The sequence below is a fragment of the Psychrobacter sp. 1Y1 genome (genome assembly GCF_051847395.2).
Classification (GTDB): Bacteria; Pseudomonadota; Gammaproteobacteria; order Pseudomonadales; family Moraxellaceae; genus Psychrobacter.
The window spans coordinates 1,237,506-1,259,979 of sequence record NZ_JBPYDF020000001.1 but is presented as its reverse complement, the minus strand read 5'-3'; the positions used below and the strand labels follow the sequence as shown (position 1 = coordinate 1,259,979).

Genomic DNA, 22,474 nt, shown 5'->3' with positions numbered 1-22,474 from the left:
TAATGTAATAGTTTAGCCACTACAGAAACTAGCGTTACTTTTTATTATAAAGACGTTACTATAAGCAAAATATCACTGCAAGTCTTGGGCAAATACAGACTTCTGTTTGCTCAATATCTAAAACTTGCTAAATAAAAAACGGATTACTTACATGAAGCGTTCTACGTTGTCTCACTCTTTTCTTAATATCATTTTAGTATTTATCGAGTCGGCGCTGACATTATTGTTACGTTTGGATCCTGAATTGCGCAAGGCCGCTTATCCGCTTGCCAAGCAAGGTACTGTGGTGGCGCTTCGCCTGTATTTACCGCATGTAGAAGTATTTGCCACGTTTAGTACCAAAGGTGTGTTACTAGATGCTCAACTGCCGATCGGTCGTAGTGAGCCTGACGTGGTTATCAACGCCTATAGCATTCAAGTTATCAACGCCATCACGACTCATGATAGCGAAACCACCGAAAAGCTACAGATGCGCGGTGAGTCGATTCAAGTACAACTGGTCAAACAGTTTATTATGCAACTTGGGCTTGGCAGCTTGATTCAAGGTCTGATCAAAAAGATAAAGGGTGGTAAAGCCAAAACCAAACCTACAGAAGCTGATTTGGAAGAAAAAAAGAACAACTACAAACTGCGTATTAAAGAGCAGCAAACACAGATTAATACCTTGACCATTAAAAACCGTGAACTTGAAACAACCGTGAGAGAGCTTCAGAGCAAGCAAAAAACGTTGATGATTGTCACTGTTGTTGCGCTTGTCATTATGATCGGTTCAATCGTCGCACTATCGATGAATTAGTTTTGGTTCGCTGAATTACTTATAAATAAGCGTTCAATGTCTTCTATAGATATTGAACGCTTATTTTTTACTTCGTTAAATATCTATAGAAGACAAATTAAGCTGCTTATATCTCACTCATATATCTCTTCTAGACATCATTGTTTTTATCAATTACAGCAATAAGCTTGATTAACCATTGAACCACACTTTAATCTTGACTAAATTACTCGGGATTAAGTATAATTACCTTAATCGTTGCACACATCGGGTTAATCATCTGTTGTTCAATAACGATAAGACAAAACTTAGCTGACGTATTATTGGTTGCTCTTTTTATTTTATGAGTACTTATTAAGACTTTTGGCTAAGATCGTTGTTAAACATAAATGACATTAAGTTTGGAGATAACACATGCGTTTGACTACTCGGGGCAGATACGCTGTTACCGCATTATTAGATTTGGCATTACAGACTAGCCAACAAGACAGTGCTGTATCATTATCCGATATCGCCAAACGGCAATCGATTTCAATCTCGTATCTTGAACAGTTATTTTCTAAACTTCGTAAACGCGGCCTGGTCACGAGTATTCGCGGTGCTGCAGGTGGTTACCACCTAGCTAAACCATTGAATGAGATAGATGTGATGAGCATCATATCTGCGGTTGATGAGTCAGTAAACGCTATGCAGTGTGAAGGACGCGGTGACTGTCAAGGTGGTACAATGTGCCTAACTCACGATCTGTGGTGTGCACTGTCGAATCATATCGAACAGTACTTGAAAAATATAACATTAGCGCAATTATTAGATATGGAAAACGTGCAGTCAGTCTCAGAGCGTCAGCACATCTCTACAAAAGATATTTCCATAAAAGACATTAATACTATTACTCTATCGAACAGCGAGGCAAACCCAGCATGAGCCAACATAACAACCTTATATACTTAGATTATGCCGCCACTACCCCAGTTGCTAAATCAGTAGCTGCTAAAATGAGCGAGTATTTGACTGTAGATGGTGTCTTTGGTAACCCAGCTTCACGTTCACATGGTTACGGCTGGCAAGCGGAAGAAGCAGTAGAAACTGCTCGCGGTCAAGTTGCTGAAGTTATCAACGCTGATCCACGCGAAATCGTCTTTACTTCTGGTGCGACTGAGTCTGACAACCTAGCCATTAAAGGTGCGGCACATTTTTATCAGTCTCGTGGCAAACATATCATTACCAGTAAAATTGAGCACAAAGCTGTATTAGATACCTGCCGTGAGCTTGAGCAAGAAGGTTTTGAGATTACGTATCTTGAGCCACAGCCAAGCACAGGTCTTATCCTGCCAGAGCAAGTAAAAGAAGCACTACGTGATGATACGATTCTAGTATCACTTATGATGGTGAATAATGAGCTTGGTACTATTACTGATGTTGCAGCGATTGGTGAAATCACTCGCGAAGCTGGCGTAGTTTTCCATGTTGATGGCGCACAGTCTGTTGGTAAAGTAAAAATCAATCTTGAAGAAATGAAAATTGATTTGATGAGCTTCTCAGGTCATAAAGCATACGGCCCTAAAGGTATCGGCGCATTGTTTGTTCGTCGTAAGCCACGTATCCGCTTGAAAGCTGAGCAACATGGCGGTGGTCATGAGCGCGGTATGCGTTCAGGTACTCTACCAACGCATCAGATCGTTGGTCTAGGTGCAGCATTTGCTTTAGCTAATGAAAGCTATGAAGCCGACCATGCACATGCAGCCAAATTGCGTCAAAAGCTTTGGGATGGCCTACAAGATATCGAAGAGATTTACTTAAATGGTGATCTTGAGAATAGCGTACCAAACATCGTAAACATCAGCTTTAACTTCGTTGAAGGCGAGTCATTGATGATGTCACTTAAAGACTTAGCTGTATCATCAGGTTCAGCCTGTACGTCAGCAACGCTTGAGCCATCGTATGTACTACGTGCAATCGGTCGCCCAGATGAATTGGCACATAGCTCAATCCGTTTCAGCTTTGGCCGTTATACTACTGACGAAGACATCGATACTGTTATCAAACAGATGCATGAAGCCGTTGATAAATTACGTGCCCTATCACCACTTTGGGATATGTACCAAGAAGGTGTTGATTTAAACTCAGTCGAATGGGCTGAGCATTAATTTCTAATATAGCTTTTTAGTATAGCTAGCAATATATATATTTATTAAACGATTGATCAGACAATTAAATTAAGCGTTTGACCCCAATTATCGATGAGTAGTTAGACACTTAAAGTTGATAAACGACTACTCATCATCTAACTAGGAGAAAACCCCATGGCCTATAGTGACCAAGTTATTGATCATTACGAAAACCCACGCAACGTTGGTAATCTTGACAAAAACGCCAAAAACGTTGGTACCGGTATGGTCGGTGCCCCAGCATGTGGCGATGTAATGCGTCTACAAATCCAAGTCGACGATAATGGTATTATCGAAGATGCACGTTTCAAGACTTATGGCTGCGGTTCAGCGATTGCTTCAAGCTCACTTGTTACTGAGTGGCTAAAAGGCAAAAGCTTGGATCAAGCTGGCGAAATCAAAAACAACGATATCGCTCAAGAGCTAGCATTACCACCAGTAAAAGTGCATTGCTCTGTACTTGCAGAAGACGCTATTAAAGCCGCTATTAGCGACTATAAAGGTAAGCATGGCGTAGCCGCTCCAGCAGAAGAAGCTGCGATCTAAGCTAGGCTAAACCTGCTAGCGTATGCGCTACGTTGTACTAGCAACGCTAAAGTAGCAATGTGTAATCGCTACTGACGCTAAAGAGGTGACAATGACACTTATGTAATTGTCACCTTTTGTTTTCTAATAGTCGTAAGCCTACACTTTTGGCAATCTTGTAATTCTGGTTGTCAGTTTATCTAGATTTTTTATTGATATTTATGATTAATAGTCAATGGGAGTTGGCATGATTGAAATGACAGAACGCGCCGCTCAGCATGTTCGAGACTTTTTGGACAATCGCGGCAAAGGCGAAGGCATTCGAGTTGGTATCCGTACGGCGGGTTGCTCAGGCTTGGCTTACGTTTTAGAGTTTGTAGATACCCCTGATGAAAACGACACGCGTTATGAAAGTCGCGGCGTTAGCATCTTTATTGATCCTAAAAGCCTAGTATATTTAGACGGCTTGTTGATGGATTATGAAAAAGAAGGTCTAAACGAAGGCTTTAAATTTACCAACCCTAACCAAAAAGGTGAATGTGGTTGCGGTGAATCGTTTACAGTTTAATGGTTCAATGGCTGAAAACCGATATATTTATGCTTCAATAAACTTTCATAAGAATAGTGCAGTATCTCTACTATCGCTATGAAGAAAGGTTAATGTAATTAAGTACCCAAGCGATTCAGTATTCTTAGCTAGGTCATGACCTCAAAAATAAATAAAAAAGTAAGGCATCAGATTATGACAGATATTACTTCAGAACCACAGTTTGATAACTTCTTTGCCCTATTTGAGCAGCCTGTACAATTTGAAATTAATCAAAGCAGTCTAGAGCAACGTTTGCGCTTGCTGCAGAAACGCTATCATCCTGATAATGTTGCCAAAAATCAGACCGATATGGTTCAAGCACAGTTGCAGTCTGAAAAAGCGTCGGCTTTAATCAATCAAGCGTATCAAACGCTAAGCGCTCCTGATAGCCGTGCCGGTTATTTACTAGATATGGCAGATCAAGCACAAAACATAGAGCACTCAATCGCAGATTTAGATTTTTTGGAAGATGCGATGCAGATGCGTATGGATCTAGATGATGCTATCGAAGACAAAGATCTTGTAGCCTTGCAGCAATTACAACCTCAAATTACAGAGCGCCTAGCAAATCAATCTGAACGCTTCAATAATGCTTATCAAAATCAAGATTGGCAGACAGCGATTGATGCGACACAGAAGCTAAAATTTTTAGTTAAGCTAAATGCTGATGTGACGACTGGGCTTGATGATGTTGCAAATTCATCACATTCAGATGACGATGACTTATACGTTTAAACATCTGTAGTTATGGCTCTCACTAATACGCTAAATTCTGTATATTTGGTTAAAATGGTGAACGTGTTACCGTATAATCTTTGAGTCTAAGCGCATCAAACTGTCAGAATCCGTATTCCATGGAGTGAGATTACTGACGTTAAGCTCTCGTACTACATATGCTATATTTGCTCCATTTCACTTATTCATTTTATCTCTGAGTTATCCTTATGTCTTTAATGCAAATTGCTGAACCCAATCAAAGCGCTCAACCTCACCAACATAAATTTGGCTTGGGCATCGACCTTGGTACTACACGCTCGTTGGTTGCTGTGGTGCGTTCAGGTAAGGCACAAGTCTTAGAGGCAGGCGCAGCGACAGATACATTATTACCGTCTGTTGTCTATTATCCAGCTACTGGTACGCCATTGGTTGGCTATGATGCCCTAGCCCATCTAGCGGATGATCCAAAAAATACGATCGTCTCGGCTAAGCGTTTTATGGGTCGTAGTCAAGCTGATATCAAATTCTCTCATCCTTATGAGTTGTCTGGTAACAAAGACGATATGCCCGCCTTTGTAACTGCTCAAGGTGAGGTTTCTCCTGTTGCAGTATCGGCGCGTATATTAGCCGCTCTTGAGCAACGTGCAGCGAGTGCTTTACCTGCAGATAGTATTGAAGGTGCCGTAATTACGGTTCCCGCTTATTTTGATGAAGCACAGCGCCAAGCAACCAAAGACGCCGCTCAAGCAGCGGGTATCAACGTACTTCGCTTGTTGAATGAACCAACAGCGGCGGCAGTCGCTTATGGCCTGGACCAATCATCAGAAGACAGTAAAAAAGAAAGCTATTACTTAATCTATGATTTGGGCGGTGGTACTTTTGACGTCTCTATCTTAAAACTTACCGATGGTGTCTTTGAAGTGTTGGCAACTGGTGGTAATAGTGCATTGGGCGGCGATGATATCGATCGTCTTATTACCAATTGGATTATTAAACTATTAAATATCGATCCAAAAGACGTAAGCCTGCATGACAAATCAATACTAGCTCAACAAGCCAAAGCTTATAAACAAGCATTGACTGATGCTGAACAAGTGGACATCAATGTGGTTGTCAATGGTCAGTCTTATCAAGGCGTATTAAGCCGTACAGATGTGCTAACTATCGTAGAGCCTGTTAGTCGCCGTACGCTAAGTGTGTGCGAACAAGTCCTACGCGATGCCAAGCTGTCTACTACAGATCTAGACGAAGTTATCTTAGTGGGCGGCTCGACTCGTATGCCTGCAGTACAGCAAGTTGTGACTGAATTTTTTGCTAAGCAGCCACTTTGCCGTCTGAATCCAGATGAGGTGGTTGCTTTAGGTGCTGCTCAGACTGCTCATCAATTGGTTAATGGTGATAGTGACAATAATTTGTTGTTATTGGACGTGACGCCATTATCATTAGGTCTTGAGACCATGGGCGGTTTGGTTGAAGTACTTATCCCACGCAACACGCCTATCCCTGTGAAGAAACGTCAAGTGTTTACCACGTATCAAGATGGTCAAACAGGCATGGTGATTCACGTGGTGCAAGGTGAGCGTGAAACGGTAGAAAACTGTCGTTCTCTGGGACGTTTTGAGCTGTATGGTATCCCGCCAATGAAAGCTGGATTTGCTCGTATCGAAGTTACCTTTAGCATCGACGCTAATGGTCAGCTTACTGTCAGTGCGCAAGAAACTACGACCAAAACAGAAAGCAAAATCGAGATTGTACCTTCTTATGGTCTATCAGATGAGCAAAAAGAACAGTTGCTTGTTGCAGGGTTTAAGCACGCAGAAGAAGACAAAAACGCGCGTTCTTTAATTGAGACCAAAGTAGAAGCGGAACGTGAAGTACTTGCCCTAGAGTCGGCACTTAACGAATTTGCGGCGTTGCTTTCTGCTGAAGAGCAACAGTCACTAGCAGAGCATATACAAGCGCTACGTAACTCTCTTAGCACTGATGACTTAGCGCTTATTGAAGCACAACAAGCTCAGCTTAAGCCGCATAGTGATGCCTTTGCTGCACGTATTATGAATCAAAGCGTCAAGACCAGTATGGCAGGTACTAGTGCCAAAGACTGGTAATAAATACATCGACATATATAGCTTAGCTAACACGTTAAGCTAATTTCTAATATTTTTTAAATTGATTAGCATCGGACAGATAATTTATGCCAAAAGTTACCGTACTACCCCATCACGAAATCTGCCCTGAAGGCGCAGAAGTTGAGTTGCAAGCTGGTGAAAACTTATGCAAAGCACTACTAGAAAAAGGCATTAAAATCGAGCATGCCTGTGAGATGTCGAAAGCTTGTACTACATGCCATGTTGTAGTACGTAAGGGTTTCAACAGTTTGGATGAGATGGATGATATCGAAGCTGATCTACTTGATCGTGCTTGGGGACTAGAGCCTGATTCACGTTTATCTTGTCAGGTCATGCTTGATGATGAAGACTTGACCATCGAAGTTCCTAAATATACCCTCAATCATGCTAAAGAAAATCATTAAACACTGATGATACTTTCTAGTTAAGATTAAAAAAGGCCAGCTATTTGATAGCTGGCCTTTTTCTATATATGCTTTTGAGATATCAAACTTGAAACGCTTATTTGCGATTAGCATCCTCACGCTTACTTTCTGCTGCTATGTCCTTCACTACTTTTTCTTCCTCTTGCTCGATGCGTTCCAGTGCAAAATTTAAACGAGCTCTAATATCTTGATAATCATTGTCTTTCATATCTTTAAAGTTTAAGTGCAAATTAAAACCGGGCAATGTGTGGTCGACCCATTTAGACAGATGACCTGTACTGGCACTAGGGTCAAATACTTGCCATGCATCGACCTTTTCATCAATACCCTTCAAACAAAATGCGGCAACGTGTTCGCATTCATAGTTATGGCAAATATAATCGTAAGTGCTTTCACTGACCAATATTTGATCTTTGCCCGCACAGGACTCAAGCCTAGAAGCTAGGTTGGCTTCTTTGCCAATGATGGTATAGCTTAATCGACTATTACTACCAAAATTACCAACGTGGCAGTAGCCAGTGGTGATACCAATACGTATATATAAGCCTTCAAACCCCATCAACCGCCATTTCTGGCGTAAGGTGCGCATTTCTCGGCGCATATCAATTGCCATCGCCACACAATCTAGTGCATCTTGACGCGAGCCGCGGCTATTCGGTTCACCAAAGAAACATACCATGCCATCACCAATAAACTTATCAAGCACTGCACCATGCTTATCAGCGATTGACGTCATGCAATGCATATAAGTATTGAGAATGTCTGACAAGTTGTCAGAGCTTAGACTATCAGACAGTTCGGTAAAGCCGACGATATCCGAAAACATGATAGTTATTTTTGCACGTTTATTAGAAACCCTAACAGGGCTATCCGATTTGACAATAGGCTCCCAAATTTGTGGTGGTACAAAACGGGTAAGCTTATTGATTACCGATACCATTGTGTTCAGGCGTCCACTAGCCTGATGGGCACGTGCTTTAAAAGTAATATGTTGCTGATAGATACGCCTGAACTGGTATAAAATAACGCCTAGACTTGCCACCATTACTATCAATGGTAATAAGCCTTCATCAAAGTCCATACTGTCTGCATTTAAGACTGTGCTAACGTAGAAAAACACAATGATAGTCACAACAGATACAGATAACAGTCTGAGGTGATTCTCAGGTCGGCTAAGAATGATACGTACACCAATCAAAGCAGCCAAACTGATTGATATGACCGTACAGCATTGTAGCGAGCCAATGACAACCGATAATAGAATAATAACGATATTAGACGTCCAAAAGCTGGTCTGGCGTCGGTAGTTGTATATCAGAATCATGAGGCTTGGCAATGTAATAATAACCAATAGTGCCATTGAGATAGAACGGAAGTCGTAGTATATAGCACGCAAAACAACCGTCAGTATCAACACGAACACTTCTGGATAATCGAAACGACAAACTCTAGCATCTTTCAGCGGCGACTTTGGTTTGAATGTCTCTGAGAAGGTCATATGAGATTCACTTAAATAAGGTGAGCTATCTGAGAGACAAAGGCATACTACACTAACATATGTACGTTATTTGTCCTTATGACGATTTATCATAAGATATATTTAATAATATATTATACTTTTGAAATAAGTTTAAACAAGGTTACTGATGACTATAAGGCGACCTTTTGTCTAGTTTATTCACTGTTTTACAGTTTTTATCCACATTTAAATAAAAAGAGAGGCCAGATATATTTAAGTATCTGGCCTCTCTTTTTACATATAAAATTAAGGTTCAATCTATTCTTATTGAAGGCAAAATAGATTGATAATTACATTTGCCAATCAAACGGCATTTGGTGATGACCACGTAGCGCCATCATCAATGTCTGCTGCATTTGCGCCAACACTTCTTTGGTATATGGCACAGCTGGCACACCCCATACTGGGTTTGGCCATTGCATGTCATTTTGATAACGGACAATATGATGAAAATGAAGTTGTGGTACTTGATTACCAAGAGCGGCTACATTCATTTTATCAGCTTGAAAGGTTTTGGCTAACTGGCTCGACAACCAGCTCGACTCTCGTAAAAACTGTGTTTGATCTGCCTCAGACAGCTCATATAACTCTTTGATGCCAGATACACGTGGCACCAATATCAGCCAAGGAAATTGGCAGTCATTGATTAAACGACAAGTGGATAATGGAAAATCCCCCACTAAAAAACTATCAGCAGCAAGTTTATGATGAAGTTGGAACATAATGACGGTTCTCTTGTTGTTTAATGCAAATAAAATACAGAGGGTTAAAAAGTTAGTTTGGCTATTTTATCAGTTATCGGGTTGATAAAATAGCACCATAATTTATTGGCTTAATATGACTACTGAGCCTACTGATATCTAGCCATGTACTAAGCAGGCTCTGTCACCATGTGCTCGCTAAAATAGCGCAGCAGCTCTTGTATGACCGTCACACGCTGTTGCGGTGTGGCTAACTTATCGCTATTTTGGTAACGGATACCAGATGCGCCATTCATACGATAATGCTGACCATTTGATTGGATTAACTTGATAATCGCTAACGCATCAACTGGAGTGTCTGGCGCAAACTCCAGTGTCATACTACTACTGTTGGCATCAATTTTATTGATTTTAAGCGGCTCTGCTTGTAAACGTAATCCATGAATGGCGAATAATTGCTTGGTTTGATCTGGCAATGCCCCAAAGCGGTCTATCATCTCCGTACGAATATCCGTTAATGCTTCTTTATCATCGGTATTGCTAATACGCTTGTAGAACAATAAGCGCTGATGCACGTCATGTAGATACTCCTCTGGAATGAGGGCAGAGCTGTGTAGATTAATTTCACTGGTCAACGACAATGGTGTATTTAAGTCAGGCTCCTTGCCAGCTTTAATGGCTTTAGTCGCACGCTCAAGCATATCCATGTATAAGCTAAAACCAATCGCCTGCATATTACCACTTTGCTGCTTACCCAATATCTCACCTGCGCCGCGAATCTCTAAATCTTCACTTGCCAGCATAAAGCCTGCACCTAAAGTATTAGCACGCTCGATCGCATGCAAACGGCGCTTGGCATCACCTTTAAGGCCTTTCAGAGAAGGCACTAGTAAGTAGCAATACGCTTGATGATGACTACGTCCTACTCGGCCGCGCAGCTGATGTAATTGCGCAAGACCAAACTTATCAGCGCGCTCAATGATGATCGTATTGGCATTAGGCACATCAATACCCGTTTCAATAATGGTAGAGCAAACCAACACGTTGAACTTTTTATGATAAAACTGCTGCATGATCTGCTCAAGCTGACGCTCTTGCATTTGCCCATGGGCTACTCCTACTCGTGCTTCTGGCACTAGGTCACGAATGGTCTCTGCCATACGCTCGATACTAGCAACATCATTGTGTAGCAAATATACCTGCCCACCGCGCAGAAGCTCACGCAATATGGCTTCTTTCATCAAGGCTTCTGTCTTTTGCATCACAAAAGTTTTGATAGCAAGACGACGGGCAGGCGGTGTGGCGATAATCGACATATCGCGCATACCTGAGAGCGCCATATTAAGCGTTCTAGGGATCGGAGTCGCAGTCATAGACATGCTGTCGACATCTGTCTGAATCGCTTTGATACGCTCCTTATGACGCACTCCAAAGCGATGCTCTTCATCAACAATCATCAGTCCAAGATTTGCAAACTTCACATCTGGTTGTAGCAGTTTATGGGTACCAATGACGATGTCCACTTTGCCAGCAGCCAAATCAGCCAATACCATCTCCTGATGTTTTTTGCCGCCAAAGCGCGATAAGCTCTCGATACGGACTGGCCAATCGGCAAAACGATCGCGGAAGTTGTCTTCATGCTGACCGGCAAGCAATGTGGTAGGCACCAGCACGGCAACCTGATAACCAGCACTAACGGCAATAAACGCCGCTCGCATCGCGACTTCTGTTTTACCAAAACCAACATCGCCGCAAATAAGACGATCCATCGGTTGGTTTTGTCTCATGTCTTCCATAACCGCATGAATGGCATTAGCTTGGTCAGCGGTTTCTTCAAAGGCAAACTGACTGGCAAATAGCTCATACTGCGATGGGTCTATTTTGAAATGAATGCCAACTTTAGCCTCACGTCTTGCCTGCATATTGAGTAATTCAGCAGCGACGTCATGAATTTGCTCCAATGCTTTTTGCTTGGCTCGGTCCCATTTACCACTACCAATCTTATGGAGTGGTGCTAAGGCAGGATCGCCGCCACTATAGCGACTAATCATTTGCAGATTGGCCACTGGCACGTAGATACTAGCGTCATCAGAATACTTTAAGTGGATAAACTCTTGCTCACCATCGCCCACATCTAAGGTAATCAAGCCATTATAACGACCGATACCATGCTCGATATGTACCACTGGACTGCCATCTGTTATCTCAGTGACGCTCTTAACCAAGAATTCTTCTGATACCCCGCTTTGGCGACGACGGCGTGTCTGTAAAACTTGACGACCAAACAGCTGCGTCTCACTAATCAACACCAAGCGTTCAGGCACATAGACACCGCGCTCAATTGGCGCTACGGTCAGACCGACATGCGGTAGATGACTGTTATTAATAGCGCTGGTTTTATCTGCGGCTAGAAAGGCTTCAAAGCTATCGTACGCCTTGATATCAATCTTGCCTTTGAACAGTTCGATAAGAATCTCGCGACGGCCTGCGGTTTCTGCAACGATTAGTACAGGTGTTGAAGTCTTTGATTGCGTATCCAAGAAGTCGAGCAATTCGGATAATGGTTCAGACTTTTGATGATTAACTGCTAATTGTGGCGGCTCTTGAGCACTTAATGTCACCAGTCCTTGTTGTTTAGTAGGCGTTAATGAGAGTTGCGGCTGAGAGGAGTCTTTACCTTCTGACGCTGCCACATCATTCATCGTAGCCAGTTCATCACGAGCACTTAATATTACTCGTGGATACTGGTTTAGCTGTTCGTTAAGCGCGTTAGATAATAGATACAGCATTGCTGGCTCTACGATAGGCTTATCAATATCATGGCGACGCTCTTCGTAGCGGCGCTGGATTTGTGACCAGTAATCGGCTTGTTTTTCATTGATTAATTCATCGGTGATAAATAATGCATCGCTTGGTAAATAGGAAAATAAACTACTCTCCGCCTCCCAATCTTTTAAGTCAAAAAATAGCGGCTGATAATACTCAAGCCCACTACTGGCAATTCCTGCCATTACGTCTTTGTGCAGCTCAGACTTGCGGCTACTGGTATTAGGGAACATCGCAGCAAAGTTCGTGCGGAACGTCTCACGCCCTTCATCAAGCGGAAACTCTTTTGCAGGCAAGATTTGAAATTGTTCGATAGGTTTAGAGATATCTGGCATTTTGTGCAGTAGTGACAGCGACTCTTTCGCCATACTGGTATCGTTACCCGTTAACATCGCCTTCAAATCATCGGCAGTCAATGTACGCTGCGTTTGAGGATGAAAAAAGCGTATCGTTTCAATTTCATCATCGAACAAGTCTAAACGTAGCGGAAAAGGCTGACCCATGGCAAAAATATCAATAATACTGCCACGTACTGCAAACTCACCTGGTTCAAAGACATTTTCAACCCCTCGGTAACCTGCTTTTGCCAACAGCCCACGTTGGGTATTGATATCAAACCGATCACCGACACTCAAATCAAAGTGCTGTCCAATTAACCAACTTGGCGGTGCGACGCGATGCATGAGAGCTTGTATCGAAATAAGCAGCACGCCCGATTTTGGCATATCCGTCAACAGATTGATACGCTCACTGACGATGTCTTGATGCGGAGATAGCTCATCATAAGTCAGTGTCTCCCAGTCAGGGAACACATAAGCATCGACTCCGCAAAATGCTAGCTCAGTCTCTATCTGATTGAGTTGGTTCTGGTCACGTGCCACCACGACTTTTAGGCGCTCGGCAACATTCCACATAGGCGTTTGCACCAAGCTTGCCAACCATAAACTGCTGACCGCACCATGGACAGGCGCTAGCCAACGCCGCTCGGCATTTTGGATAGGAAACAACTGCTGGTTAATAGGGTCAAACGCATCAGTCAAAGCAGTAATAGGCATAAAGAATAGGATCAAAGTTAAGGAGTCAGAAAGCTATTATACGAATATTTGAGCAATTACCAAAACTTATGCCGTAACGGTTTGTCACTTAAGAGTTTACCCATTAATGAGTAAGTGTTAACAACGATTATTGCGCTTTAACTGTCATTACATAACAAAAAACCCCAACTGATAAGCTGAGGTTTTCGTTTTTACTAATCAAGCCAAGCCTAAAACTTCAGCTGATAAGTGGTTTATCGCTAGCAATAATGCCATTATTATCAGCATAAACGAACATACCCGAGTTCAACGTTAAGTCACCAAAGCTGATTTCGACATCTGTTTGACCTTCATCTCGGCGGGTCGATTTACGCGGGATACAACCAAGCGCCATCACACCAAGCGCCATCTCTGCCATGTCATCAACATCGCGGACACAACCATATACAATAACTCCAGCCCAGCCATTATCGATAGCCGATTGTGCAATCATATCGCCTAACAATGCACAACGCATAGAGCCGCCACCATCAACAACCAATACTTTGCCATTGCCTTCTTTATCTTTGCCATCGCTATTCAGTAGTGATTTAACACGGCTATTGTCTTCAAAACACTTAACCGTCACGATTTCACCGCAGAATTTGTCTTTCGCACCAAACTGACGGAATGACTTACCTTCGATATTTGGCAAGCATACTTGCGACTCAGGATTGGCATCCAATAGATCACAAGTGACAAAATTCCCTCTATCCATTTGTATCGATTCTGACATTGCTTCTGCTCCTTGTTTTAGTGATTCAACTGACTGGTGTTTCAATACTGATTGATGCTTTGATAATAGTTAATAGTTATTGTGTTTTTTACTCTTATATTTTTGTTCTAATGCAATCTTGTCCCAATGCAATTAACAATCGATATCTGTAACTTTCCAGTTTTAAGACTGAATCTGTCACTAGAAAAACTGTCCTTTTATTTTTTAACACGGGTCATCGCTAGCATCTGCTTATTTTCGATAATGTCGATATGCTTAATTTGAGGTTCAGTACGATATTTACTACGATGGTAGATATCATGAGCACTCATGGCCATGGCACTAGCAACGCGTTTGGCAGAAATAGGATGTAACGATAGCGACTCTGACACCAAGGGAGAAATGAGCTTAAAGGCTTTTTGACCAATGCTCTCAAGCGGACGACCTTTATGCTTACCAAGCAATAATGACGGGCGGAAAACGACCAATTGTCCAAAATCTAATGCCATAACAGCCTGCTCTGTCTCAGCCTTGACTCGATTGTATAAAAAACGGCTGTCAATATCTGCATTCATTGAAGAGAGTAAAAAGAAATTCTCTACCCCTTTATCACGACACAACTTAGCAAAGTTTACGTTGTAGTCTCGATCTACCTTGCGAAAAGCCTCATCACTACCAGCCTGCTTTTTTGTCGTACCCAAACAACTAAAAGCATCCGTGGTTCGATCGGCACCAACACTTGCAAACACTTCAGAGAGATTATCAAAATCATTGATTTGATAAAAACGCATGCTGGCATTAATGTAGCGTGGCGGGCGACGAGCAATCACAATCAATGTGTCATAAAGCTCACTCAGTTGCTTTACCAAATGCTGCCCTACTAACCCCGTTGCGCCAATCACAATTGCTTTTCGCTGCATACCCTATCCACTTATATAACATTAGATGAACTATATTGATGAGAAAATACCTATATCAAGGTCTATCGTTAGAATATCATACCTAAATTCCTCAATAACTGACGCTATTATATAGGATATATTGTAAGAGATTTTATCAACGCTCTATGTCTGTCAGCGCTTACTATTAATTTAGTTACTAGAATGACCCAAATTCGATGATATTACGTAACTTCTTTGAGCATTAATCATCAAATATATTGTCCTTAGTTCAATAATTTGCTAAGATAATCGGCTTTACACGTCAACGCTGTTTAATTATTCCAAACAGCTCTGACGCTTACGATGATCTATTCATATTAGATACTTTAATATCAGACATCGACATCATATTTGACGAGACGGCTGCTCGTCACCGATGATTGTTAAACCCATTATTGCAATCAACATTCATATTTTTATCTATCTTTATCAAGGAGATACGCGTGGCTAATACTGCACAAGCTCGTAAACGCGCCCGTCAAAACACCAAACGTCGTCAGAACTCTGCGTCACAACGCTCTATGGTTCGTACTTACTTAAAACGTGTTGATGCGGCTATCGCAGCTAAAGATTATGACGCGGCTACCGAAGCTTACAAAAAAGCGGTACCAGTTCTTGATCGTATGGCTGACAAAGGTATTATTCATAAGAATAAAGCTGCTCGTCGTAAGAGCCGCCTAAACAAAACAATCAAAGGCCTACAAGCTTAAGATTTGTATTGATTAGACCGCATTTCGCTTTTATAGCGTAATGACTAAAACCTTGTTACTGGTTCTAATACCGTAGCAAGGTTTTTTTATGCCTATTCAAAACGTATTCAATGAACAGCTTCCCTATCAACTAATTTCAATTTGCGATTAAGAACAAAACATCAAGTCCACTGCACTTCTGGCGGCAATAGCAATTTGCTAGGATGGTAACCAGCTGCACGGTAACCGTCTAACAATGAACTAATCGGCCGAGTATATACCTGACCCCGCCAAATAAAATGCGCGCTCGCTTGATCAAAGGGCTTATCATCGAACCATAAGAACACGCCTTCCATCATCTTTGGCCAATCATTCCAATCAATCTCTACCACATCGAACATGACTGCTAAGAACGCAGATAGCAACGTGTCATGACTCACAGCGAGCATCAGATGGCCATGCTGCGGCTGATTCTGGTAAAAAAGCGATAGGATATCCAAACCGCCTTGATAGGTGTTTTTAGTCCCTTCGAGATTGCCTTGCAAAAAACGATTAATAAAGTTCAACACGCCAATTTCTTTGAACACAGGATTGGCTATTTCAGGATCAGTGACGAGACTACCAGGCTCAACCAACAGCGACTGATGTGCAATATTACGCTCTAGACCAGCTCCCTCTTGCATCAACTGCGCGGTAGCAACACAACGCCCAATGGGGCTAGAAATACTATCGACGTTGAGCGAATATGGTAGATGACCTGATAACCAACGACCCCAAGACTTTGCCAGTATACGGCCTTTAGGAGTCAACGGTAGCTGATAGCTAGCAAAGCCATTACCATCAGAACGCTCGCGTAAAGAGTGCCTGGTAAATAGTATCAGCCGCTTATTTTCAGGCAATAGGCTAACGGAGGAAATCATACTATCTGGTAGGTGCGAAGGTGCAGGCGCGCTTGGTGTGTGACTCGCAAGCTTGTCAGCAGATATTTTGGACAGGGTGTTATTTAGATATTTACTCATGACAGCAAGCCTAGCAGATTTCTTATTAGGAATGAACCACAGACAAATCTAGTTGCAATATATCTTATAAATACTCTGCACTCTTTCGAAAAGACACTTTATTCAAAAGAGTTTAATTCCTCAACGAGTAGAAATTTACCAGATATTTACACACGGTCCTAGCCAACATCAATGACTTTGTCCCACGCGAACTCTAATGCGGTACTACTAACCTCATTTGGATAAGCTCGTGGATTAACGATCACTCGCGTATTACCAATTTTATAATCAAATGCTTCATGAGTATGTCCGTGTACCCATAGCATCGGTGCCCAGTCTTCGTGCATCCATCCTGACAAGTCACTAACGAAAGCCGCATTACTTGGTAGATTGGCATATTTTTCAGACACCGATAATGCACTGACGCTATGATGACTCATGACTACTGTTTTTTTACCTAGTTCATGAGATTCGATCAATGCTTGCTGTAGCCACTGACGATGCTTGGCATGAATTTGAATAGATACTTCAGGTGAAAACAATCCATTGTCTGCATAGATTTGCTTGTAATCACGCATGAAATGACGAGCAGCGGCCATGGTGTCTTCATTAGCATGATACTGATAGTCTGTCCAAAGCGTACAACCTAAAAGGCGTATATCACCGATATCGATATGCTGACATTGTAAGACGCGAACGCCTTTTTTAGACACAGTATCATAGTTATCCCAAGTTGCCAGTTTATGGTCAAAGCTCAATACGTCTTCATCAAAGTATTCATGATTACCAGCGATAGTAATCAGGGGAACTTCTAAGCGCGCCGCTTGTTCTTGCAACCACGGCATACCTTTGTCGCTATTAGCAGTATCTCCTGCTACCAATACTAGATCTGCATCAGTTTTAGGAATATGTCCAACGGGGTGCGATTGACGTGCATAACTATCAATATGTAAGTCACTCAATATCTGTAATTTCATATTATTCAACATCATTTAGTGGCGTTATTATTAAAAATCTAATTAGCGATAAACGCTCATAGCAGTACTACTAATATTTAGCTACATGAGCGTTTTTAATATAGTTATTATATTTTGGAGATACTGTAAGAATAAATTTAGGGGCTGTAGTAGATAAGCACTATGCTAGACTACTTTTATGAAGATAACCCGTTGTAAACTAAGTAAAAAAGCACAGCGAAGGCTGTTAGAGTTTTTTACGGCTGAAGTGACTGCTAGAACAGCCGCAGATTTGCTTGATATTCAGCCTAATACTGCTGCACTTTTTTATCATAAAATAAGACTTGTGATAGATTACCATCTCTCATTAGAAGCTGATGAGCTTTTTGATGGTGAGGTCGAATTAGATGAAAGTTACTTTGGCGGTGTACGCAAAGGCAAAAGAGGTCGCGGGGCTGCTGGTAAAACCGCTGTATTTGGTATTCTAAAACGAAACGGTAAGGTTTATACCATTGTCGTAGCAGACACCAAACAGACTACCCTAATGCCTGTTATTAAGCGTAAAATCAAGCCTGACAGCTTTGTTTATACGGATAGCTATCGAAGTTACAATGCATTAGATGTGAGTGAGTTTAAACATTTCAGAGTCAATCACTCTATAGAGTTCATTTGCGGTAAGAACAATCACATCAATGGCATTGAGAACTTCTGGAATCAGTCCAAACGAACACTCAGAAAGTATAATGGGATTAATAAGAAGAACTTCCATTTGTTTTTAAAAGAGTGCGAGTTTAGATTCAACTATGGCTCACCATCTAATCAGCTGAAAACCTTGAGAAAATGGTGTGATATTTAATCCTTATCTACTACAGCCCCTAAATTTAAGTAGTGTAGCAGCTTTTTCTTTGCCATCAAAAAGTAAAAAGACAGCCATTTAGGCTGTCTCTTTTTCTTAACGTCTATTCAAACTTAAATACTTTGAAGTATTGTCTGTAGTTTAGCAGCAGGATCTGAAGCTTGAGTGATCGAACGACCAATGACTAAATAATCAGAACCGTCTATTAGCGCCTGACTTGGTGTACAGATACGTTTTTGATCATCTGCATTGTCTTCAGCTAAGCGAATACCAGGCGTTACCAGTTTGAAGTCTTGACCACATAATGCTTTGAGTGCCTTTGCTTCTTGAGCCGAGCAAACTACCCCATCAAGACCAGCTTGCTTGGTCAATTGTGCTAATCGGCTTACTTGGGTATCTAAGCTATCAGTGATGCCTGTTTGCATCAACGCTTCACTATCCATAGAGGTCAATACGGTAACTGCGATGAGCAAGGTATCAAGATCTCTATCTAGCAAACGCTGTTTTGCCAACGACATGGCCTCTAACCCTGCGCTAGCATGGACATTCACCATCCATACACCAAGCTCAGCGGCCGCTAACACTGCTTGAGCAGTGGTATTCGGAATGTCATGAAATTTTAAGTCTAAGAACACTTCAAAATCACGTTGATGCAGTGCCTTGATGATATCAGGGCCACAACGCGTAAACAGCTCTTTACCGACTTTTAATCGGCATTGAGATGGATCTAACTGGTCAGCTAACGCTAGAGACGCCTCTACCGTCATATTGTCTAGAGCGACGACAACTGGAGAGTTAATTACATTATTCATGGTTTTACCATATATTTTGAAGTTATCAAAGTATTGTATTTGAGGTCAGTACTGCGATCGTTAAGCTATCACCTAGCAGATCACCTAACAACTTAATCTCGTCTACGCTTAGAAAGAGTAGAGCCTTCAGTTAGGCTAGTTGCGTCACTATTTTGTACATTGGCAGCAGAAGCACCATAAACAGCTTCATCTACTGTTGGCGCGCTTGCTTGACGATCGATAACTGTATTGGCTTGAGTCAATTGCTCTTGTAGATTTGCGTTTGCTTTTTGCAGACGTGAGATTTCCCACTTATTTTGCAGCACACGAAAGATAAGCAATGCCAGTAAAATACCAATAACAATACCTAGCATCAAACACAAAATAAGTAGCAACCCTAGATTCATCGTAGGTGCTTGTGAAAACAGTAGGTTGACTCCGACCTCAGTATTATTTGCCAATACCAAACCAAGTGAATAGGCAAAGCTCAAGAATAGCAATACAAATAGTAGAAAGCGCATGAGACAGTTACCTCTGTTTGGAATGATAAATTTTGACGGTTAGATAGCCAGTGCTGGTTTAATTAACCGTTTGCTACCGTATCGTTTACTGCTTCGCGTAAGGCCTTACCTGGCTTAAAATGTGGGATCGCTTTAGCCGGCACAGGTACGCTTTCACCTGTCTTAGGATTGCGTCCCATACGGGCACGGCGGTGATGTAGACAAAAACTACCGAATCCGCGAACTTCGACTCGGCCATCATTGGCTAAAGTATGGGTCATCAAGTTTAAGATTTCACGCACTGCGTCATCAACCACGGTGTCTGCCATGTTGTCACAGTTTGCACTCAAATTACTAATAAATTCGGATTTGTTAATCGCTTGCTGCATTATTACGCTTGCCTTGTTGATTGATGGATAAGCTGATGATAAGTCAACGCTCTATAGTACGTAAATGCGTTTGGATAATTAAACTATATATACTGAATCTTTGAAAACTAACATTCAGAATCATATTATGACTATAAAAAGCTTATAACTATCATCTCGTTACTCAATGGTGCAAATGATAGCGGATATTAGCGTAAATGGGAATAAGAGTTTGCCCATTTGGCTAAAAACCTCTATTACTAACTGTGTTAATAAAATCTAATCATAAAAAAAAGCGACCGAAGTCGCTTTTTTTATATTACTTTTATATCAATAGTTTGCAGCTTACTGCATTTGCTCTTTGATCAAATCACCAATCGTTTTTGGCTGTGCATCAGAACCTGGAGCAGCAGTAGTGTTCGTGCTACCAAGATCTTTAATCGCTTGACGCTCTTCAGCTTCGTCTTTCGCTTTGATAGACAAGTTGATATTGCGTGTTTTACGATCAACACTGATGATTTTCGCTTCAACGTCATCACCAACAGTCAGATGCTTAGTTGCATCTTCAACGCGGTCACGTTGGATTTCAGAAGCACGTAGATAAGCTTCAACTTCGTCAGCAAGTTCGATAGTAGCGCCTTTAGCGTCTACTTCTTTTACTTTACCATTAACGATAGCACCACGGTCATTGTTGACTAGGTATTCGTTGAATGGATCAGAGCTTAACTGCTTCACGCCTAGGCTGATACGGTTAGCTTCTGCATCTACAGACAATACCATTGCTTCAACGGTGTCGCCTTTGTTGTAGTTACGAATAGCATCTTCGCCAGTTTCGTTCCAAGAGATATCAGATAGATGAACAAGACCATCAATACCACCGTCTAGACCGATAAAGATACCGAAGTCAGTGATTGATTTGATAGTACCAGTGATTTTATCACCGCGCTCATGTTTCTTATCAAACTCATCCCATGGGTTAGCTAGAGTTTGTTTGATACCTAGGCTGATACGACGACGTTCTTCATCGATATCAAGAATCATTACTTCAACTTCATCGCCCACTTGAACAACTTTAGATGGGTGGATGTTTTTGTTGGTATGATCCATTTCTGATACGTGTACTAGACCTTCAATACCTTCAGAAATCTCAGCGAAACAACCATAGTCAGTCAAGTTGGTTACGCGAGCTTTTACAACACTACCTACTGGGTAAGTGCCGCCAACGTTATCCCAAGGATCAGTACCAAGTTGTTTTAGACCTAGGCTAACGCGGTTGCGTTCACGGTCAAACTTCAATACTTTAACTTTTAGGTCTTGGCCAACTTCAACAACTTCAGATGGATGCTTGATACGGCGCCATGCCATGTCAGTGATGTGCAATAGACCATCGATACCACCTAGATCAACGAACGCGCCGTAATCAGTAAGGTTCTTAACGATACCTTCGATCTCGATGCCTTCTTCAAGCTTGTTCAATAGCTCTTCGCGCTCAGCTGAGTTTTCAGCTTCCATAACTGCACGACGGCTAACAACAACGTTGTTGCGTTTCTGGTCAAGTTTGATGACTTTGAATTCTAGCTCTTTGCCTTCAAGATGCGTTGTATCACGGATAGGACGTACATCTACCAATGAACCTGGTAAGAACGCGCGTACTGAACCGATATCTACAGTGAAACCGCCTTTAACTTTGCTTGAAATGATACCTTTAACGATTTCATCGTTATCAGCGATTTTTTCAAGGAAGTTCCAAGTTTCAACACGTTTAGCTTTCTCACGTGACAGCAAGGTTTGACCCATGCCGTTATCAACCGCTTCAACTACGACATCAACGCTATCGCCAACTTCAACTTCAAGTTCGCCTTCTTCGCTTAAAAACTCTTCACGAGCGACGATACCTTCAGATTTAAGACCAGTATCTACTGTGATCCAATCGCTATCGATGGCCACAACAGCACCTGTAATAACCGAGCCACGCTCGATATCTAGGCCCTGCTCTTCAATGCTCGCTTCAAATAGTTCAGCAAATGATTCCATTATGTCTACCTTTGTATAGCCGTATCCTGTCCAGCACAGTACGGATCAAATTTATGATTGTATAGAACGAAATACTGGTTTTATATCCCATGCAATCATATAAAAAAACGTTTGTTGATAGTGAGCTCATCGTAATTAAAACTGACTAACAACAACTGTCTTATATTGAATGCAATACC

21 protein-coding genes are annotated in these 22,474 nt (G+C 41.8%); 10 read left to right on the top strand and 11 right to left on the bottom strand.

The window, feature by feature from the left end; all coding sequences use genetic code 11:
* The first annotated feature begins 151 nt into the window (after positions 1-151).
* The 8 genes from ACS8FA_RS19350 to fdx all read left to right on the top strand — a co-directional run bounded on the left by ACS8FA_RS19350 (position 152) and on the right by fdx (position 7,307).
* The gene (locus tag ACS8FA_RS19350; protein ID WP_439267255.1) at positions 152-796 is read left to right on the top strand and encodes a hypothetical protein; all 645 of its coding nucleotides are present in this window, start codon (positions 152-154) and stop codon (positions 794-796) included.
* 393 nt (positions 797-1,189) lie between these two features.
* Complete coding sequence (locus ACS8FA_RS19345; protein WP_165597994.1) at positions 1,190-1,699, top strand: Rrf2 family transcriptional regulator; 510 nt, start codon at positions 1,190-1,192, stop codon at positions 1,697-1,699.
* The gene (locus tag ACS8FA_RS19340) at positions 1,696-2,922 is read left to right on the top strand and encodes an IscS subfamily cysteine desulfurase (protein ID WP_057759220.1); all 1,227 of its coding nucleotides are present in this window, start codon (positions 1,696-1,698) and stop codon (positions 2,920-2,922) included. Before ACS8FA_RS19345 ends, ACS8FA_RS19340 begins: the two co-directional genes overlap by 4 nt.
* Before the next feature lie 156 nt (positions 2,923-3,078).
* The gene (iscU, locus tag ACS8FA_RS19335; RefSeq protein WP_057759218.1) at positions 3,079-3,489 is read left to right on the top strand and encodes a Fe-S cluster assembly scaffold IscU; all 411 of its coding nucleotides are present in this window, start codon (positions 3,079-3,081) and stop codon (positions 3,487-3,489) included.
* 226 nt (positions 3,490-3,715) lie between these two features.
* Entirely contained in the window at positions 3,716-4,036 is a 321-nt protein-coding gene (gene iscA / locus ACS8FA_RS19330; protein WP_021814983.1) for an iron-sulfur cluster assembly protein IscA, read from the top strand.
* Between the two features lie 174 nt (positions 4,037-4,210).
* Positions 4,211-4,792, top strand: a complete 582-nt coding sequence (gene hscB, locus ACS8FA_RS19325) for a Fe-S protein assembly co-chaperone HscB (RefSeq protein WP_424509894.1) — start codon at positions 4,211-4,213, stop codon at positions 4,790-4,792.
* A 209-nt stretch (positions 4,793-5,001) separates the two neighbouring features.
* Positions 5,002-6,882 carry a Fe-S protein assembly chaperone HscA gene (gene hscA, locus ACS8FA_RS19320; RefSeq protein ID WP_439267259.1) on the top strand — a complete coding sequence of 627 codons (1,881 nt, stop codon included), beginning with the start codon at positions 5,002-5,004 and terminating at the stop codon, positions 6,880-6,882.
* A gap of 86 nt (positions 6,883-6,968) precedes the next feature.
* Positions 6,969-7,307 carry an ISC system 2Fe-2S type ferredoxin gene (fdx, locus tag ACS8FA_RS19315; RefSeq protein WP_101206134.1) on the top strand — a complete coding sequence of 113 codons (339 nt, stop codon included), beginning with the start codon at positions 6,969-6,971 and terminating at the stop codon, positions 7,305-7,307.
* A gap of 97 nt (positions 7,308-7,404) precedes the next feature.
* On the opposite strand, the gene ACS8FA_RS19310 is transcribed toward fdx, so the two are convergent.
* The 5 genes from ACS8FA_RS19310 to ACS8FA_RS19290 all read right to left on the bottom strand — a co-directional run bounded on the left by ACS8FA_RS19310 (position 7,405) and on the right by ACS8FA_RS19290 (position 15,082).
* On the bottom strand, positions 7,405-8,826 hold the full coding sequence (locus ACS8FA_RS19310) for an adenylate/guanylate cyclase domain-containing protein (protein WP_439267262.1): 1,422 nt from the start codon (positions 8,824-8,826) through the stop codon (positions 7,405-7,407).
* A gap of 311 nt (positions 8,827-9,137) precedes the next feature.
* Positions 9,138-9,569 (bottom strand): HIT domain-containing protein, encoded by a 432-nt coding sequence (locus ACS8FA_RS19305; protein WP_057759208.1) that lies wholly within the window; start codon positions 9,567-9,569, stop codon positions 9,138-9,140.
* A 149-nt stretch (positions 9,570-9,718) separates the two neighbouring features.
* Complete coding sequence (gene mfd / locus ACS8FA_RS19300; RefSeq protein WP_439267264.1) at positions 9,719-13,429, bottom strand: transcription-repair coupling factor; 3,711 nt, start codon at positions 13,427-13,429, stop codon at positions 9,719-9,721.
* Positions 13,430-13,646: 217 nt separating this feature from the next.
* Positions 13,647-14,183: a ribonuclease E activity regulator RraA gene (gene rraA / locus ACS8FA_RS19295; RefSeq protein ID WP_439267266.1), complete on the bottom strand. Its 537-nt coding sequence runs from the start codon at positions 14,181-14,183 to the stop codon at positions 13,647-13,649.
* Between the two features lie 197 nt (positions 14,184-14,380).
* Entirely contained in the window at positions 14,381-15,082 is a 702-nt protein-coding gene (locus ACS8FA_RS19290; protein WP_057759204.1) for an NAD-dependent epimerase/dehydratase family protein, read from the bottom strand.
* A gap of 464 nt (positions 15,083-15,546) precedes the next feature.
* Between ACS8FA_RS19290 and rpsT the strand changes: the two genes are divergently transcribed.
* On the top strand, positions 15,547-15,813 hold the full coding sequence (rpsT, locus tag ACS8FA_RS19285) for a 30S ribosomal protein S20 (RefSeq protein ID WP_010200097.1): 267 nt from the start codon (positions 15,547-15,549) through the stop codon (positions 15,811-15,813).
* A gap of 161 nt (positions 15,814-15,974) precedes the next feature.
* Here the strand turns inward: rpsT and ACS8FA_RS19280 are convergent, their stop codons facing one another.
* Positions 15,975-16,811 carry a histidine phosphatase family protein gene (locus ACS8FA_RS19280; protein WP_439267269.1) on the bottom strand — a complete coding sequence of 279 codons (837 nt, stop codon included), beginning with the start codon at positions 16,809-16,811 and terminating at the stop codon, positions 15,975-15,977.
* A 158-nt stretch (positions 16,812-16,969) separates the two neighbouring features.
* Positions 16,970-17,782 carry a metallophosphoesterase gene (locus ACS8FA_RS19275; protein WP_439267271.1) on the bottom strand — a complete coding sequence of 271 codons (813 nt, stop codon included), beginning with the start codon at positions 17,780-17,782 and terminating at the stop codon, positions 16,970-16,972.
* A gap of 163 nt (positions 17,783-17,945) precedes the next feature.
* Between ACS8FA_RS19275 and ACS8FA_RS19270 the strand changes: the two genes are divergently transcribed.
* Positions 17,946-18,602 (top strand): IS1595 family transposase, encoded by a 657-nt coding sequence (locus ACS8FA_RS19270; RefSeq protein WP_045455674.1) that lies wholly within the window; start codon positions 17,946-17,948, stop codon positions 18,600-18,602.
* 113 nt (positions 18,603-18,715) lie between these two features.
* On the opposite strand, the gene pyrF is transcribed toward ACS8FA_RS19270, so the two are convergent.
* From pyrF to rpsA, 4 genes are all read right to left on the bottom strand, one after another.
* On the bottom strand, positions 18,716-19,414 hold the full coding sequence (pyrF, locus tag ACS8FA_RS19265; RefSeq protein WP_102091941.1) for an orotidine-5'-phosphate decarboxylase: 699 nt from the start codon (positions 19,412-19,414) through the stop codon (positions 18,716-18,718).
* A 92-nt stretch (positions 19,415-19,506) separates the two neighbouring features.
* Complete coding sequence (locus ACS8FA_RS19260) at positions 19,507-19,914, bottom strand: lipopolysaccharide assembly protein LapA domain-containing protein (RefSeq protein ID WP_439265683.1); 408 nt, start codon at positions 19,912-19,914, stop codon at positions 19,507-19,509.
* Between the two features lie 62 nt (positions 19,915-19,976).
* A complete protein-coding gene (locus tag ACS8FA_RS19255) occupies positions 19,977-20,282 on the bottom strand; it encodes an integration host factor subunit beta (RefSeq protein WP_057759195.1) in 306 nt (101 codons plus the stop codon).
* 324 nt (positions 20,283-20,606) lie between these two features.
* Positions 20,607-22,295 (bottom strand): 30S ribosomal protein S1, encoded by a 1,689-nt coding sequence (gene rpsA, locus ACS8FA_RS19250; RefSeq protein WP_057759193.1) that lies wholly within the window; start codon positions 22,293-22,295, stop codon positions 20,607-20,609.
* Positions 22,296-22,474: the final 179 nt, after the last annotated feature.

Coding starts and splice junctions, on each gene's coding strand:
- ACS8FA_RS19350 (WP_439267255.1), top strand. CDS start 152: ATGAAGCGTTCTACGTTGTCTCACTCTTTTCTTAATATCATTTTAGTA.
- ACS8FA_RS19345 (WP_165597994.1), top strand. CDS start 1,190: ATGCGTTTGACTACTCGGGGCAGATACGCTGTTACCGCATTATTAGAT.
- ACS8FA_RS19340 (WP_057759220.1), top strand. CDS start 1,696: ATGAGCCAACATAACAACCTTATATACTTAGATTATGCCGCCACTACC.
- iscU (WP_057759218.1), top strand. CDS start 3,079: ATGGCCTATAGTGACCAAGTTATTGATCATTACGAAAACCCACGCAAC.
- iscA (WP_021814983.1), top strand. CDS start 3,716: ATGATTGAAATGACAGAACGCGCCGCTCAGCATGTTCGAGACTTTTTG.
- hscB (WP_424509894.1), top strand. CDS start 4,211: ATGACAGATATTACTTCAGAACCACAGTTTGATAACTTCTTTGCCCTA.
- hscA (WP_439267259.1), top strand. CDS start 5,002: ATGTCTTTAATGCAAATTGCTGAACCCAATCAAAGCGCTCAACCTCAC.
- fdx (WP_101206134.1), top strand. CDS start 6,969: ATGCCAAAAGTTACCGTACTACCCCATCACGAAATCTGCCCTGAAGGC.
- ACS8FA_RS19310 (WP_439267262.1), bottom strand. CDS start 8,826: ATGACCTTCTCAGAGACATTCAAACCAAAGTCGCCGCTGAAAGATGCT.
- ACS8FA_RS19305 (WP_057759208.1), bottom strand. CDS start 9,569: ATGTTCCAACTTCATCATAAACTTGCTGCTGATAGTTTTTTAGTGGGG.
- mfd (WP_439267264.1), bottom strand. CDS start 13,429: ATGCCTATTACTGCTTTGACTGATGCGTTTGACCCTATTAACCAGCAG.
- rraA (WP_439267266.1), bottom strand. CDS start 14,183: ATGTCAGAATCGATACAAATGGATAGAGGGAATTTTGTCACTTGTGAT.
- ACS8FA_RS19290 (WP_057759204.1), bottom strand. CDS start 15,082: ATGCAGCGAAAAGCAATTGTGATTGGCGCAACGGGGTTAGTAGGGCAG.
- ACS8FA_RS19280 (WP_439267269.1), bottom strand. CDS start 16,811: ATGAGTAAATATCTAAATAACACCCTGTCCAAAATATCTGCTGACAAG.
- ACS8FA_RS19275 (WP_439267271.1), bottom strand. CDS start 17,782: ATGATGTTGAATAATATGAAATTACAGATATTGAGTGACTTACATATT.
- ACS8FA_RS19270 (WP_045455674.1), top strand. CDS start 17,946: ATGAAGATAACCCGTTGTAAACTAAGTAAAAAAGCACAGCGAAGGCTG.
- pyrF (WP_102091941.1), bottom strand. CDS start 19,414: ATGAATAATGTAATTAACTCTCCAGTTGTCGTCGCTCTAGACAATATG.
- ACS8FA_RS19260 (WP_439265683.1), bottom strand. CDS start 19,914: ATGCGCTTTCTACTATTTGTATTGCTATTCTTGAGCTTTGCCTATTCA.
- ACS8FA_RS19255 (WP_057759195.1), bottom strand. CDS start 20,282: ATGCAGCAAGCGATTAACAAATCCGAATTTATTAGTAATTTGAGTGCA.
- rpsA (WP_057759193.1), bottom strand. CDS start 22,295: ATGGAATCATTTGCTGAACTATTTGAAGCGAGCATTGAAGAGCAGGGC.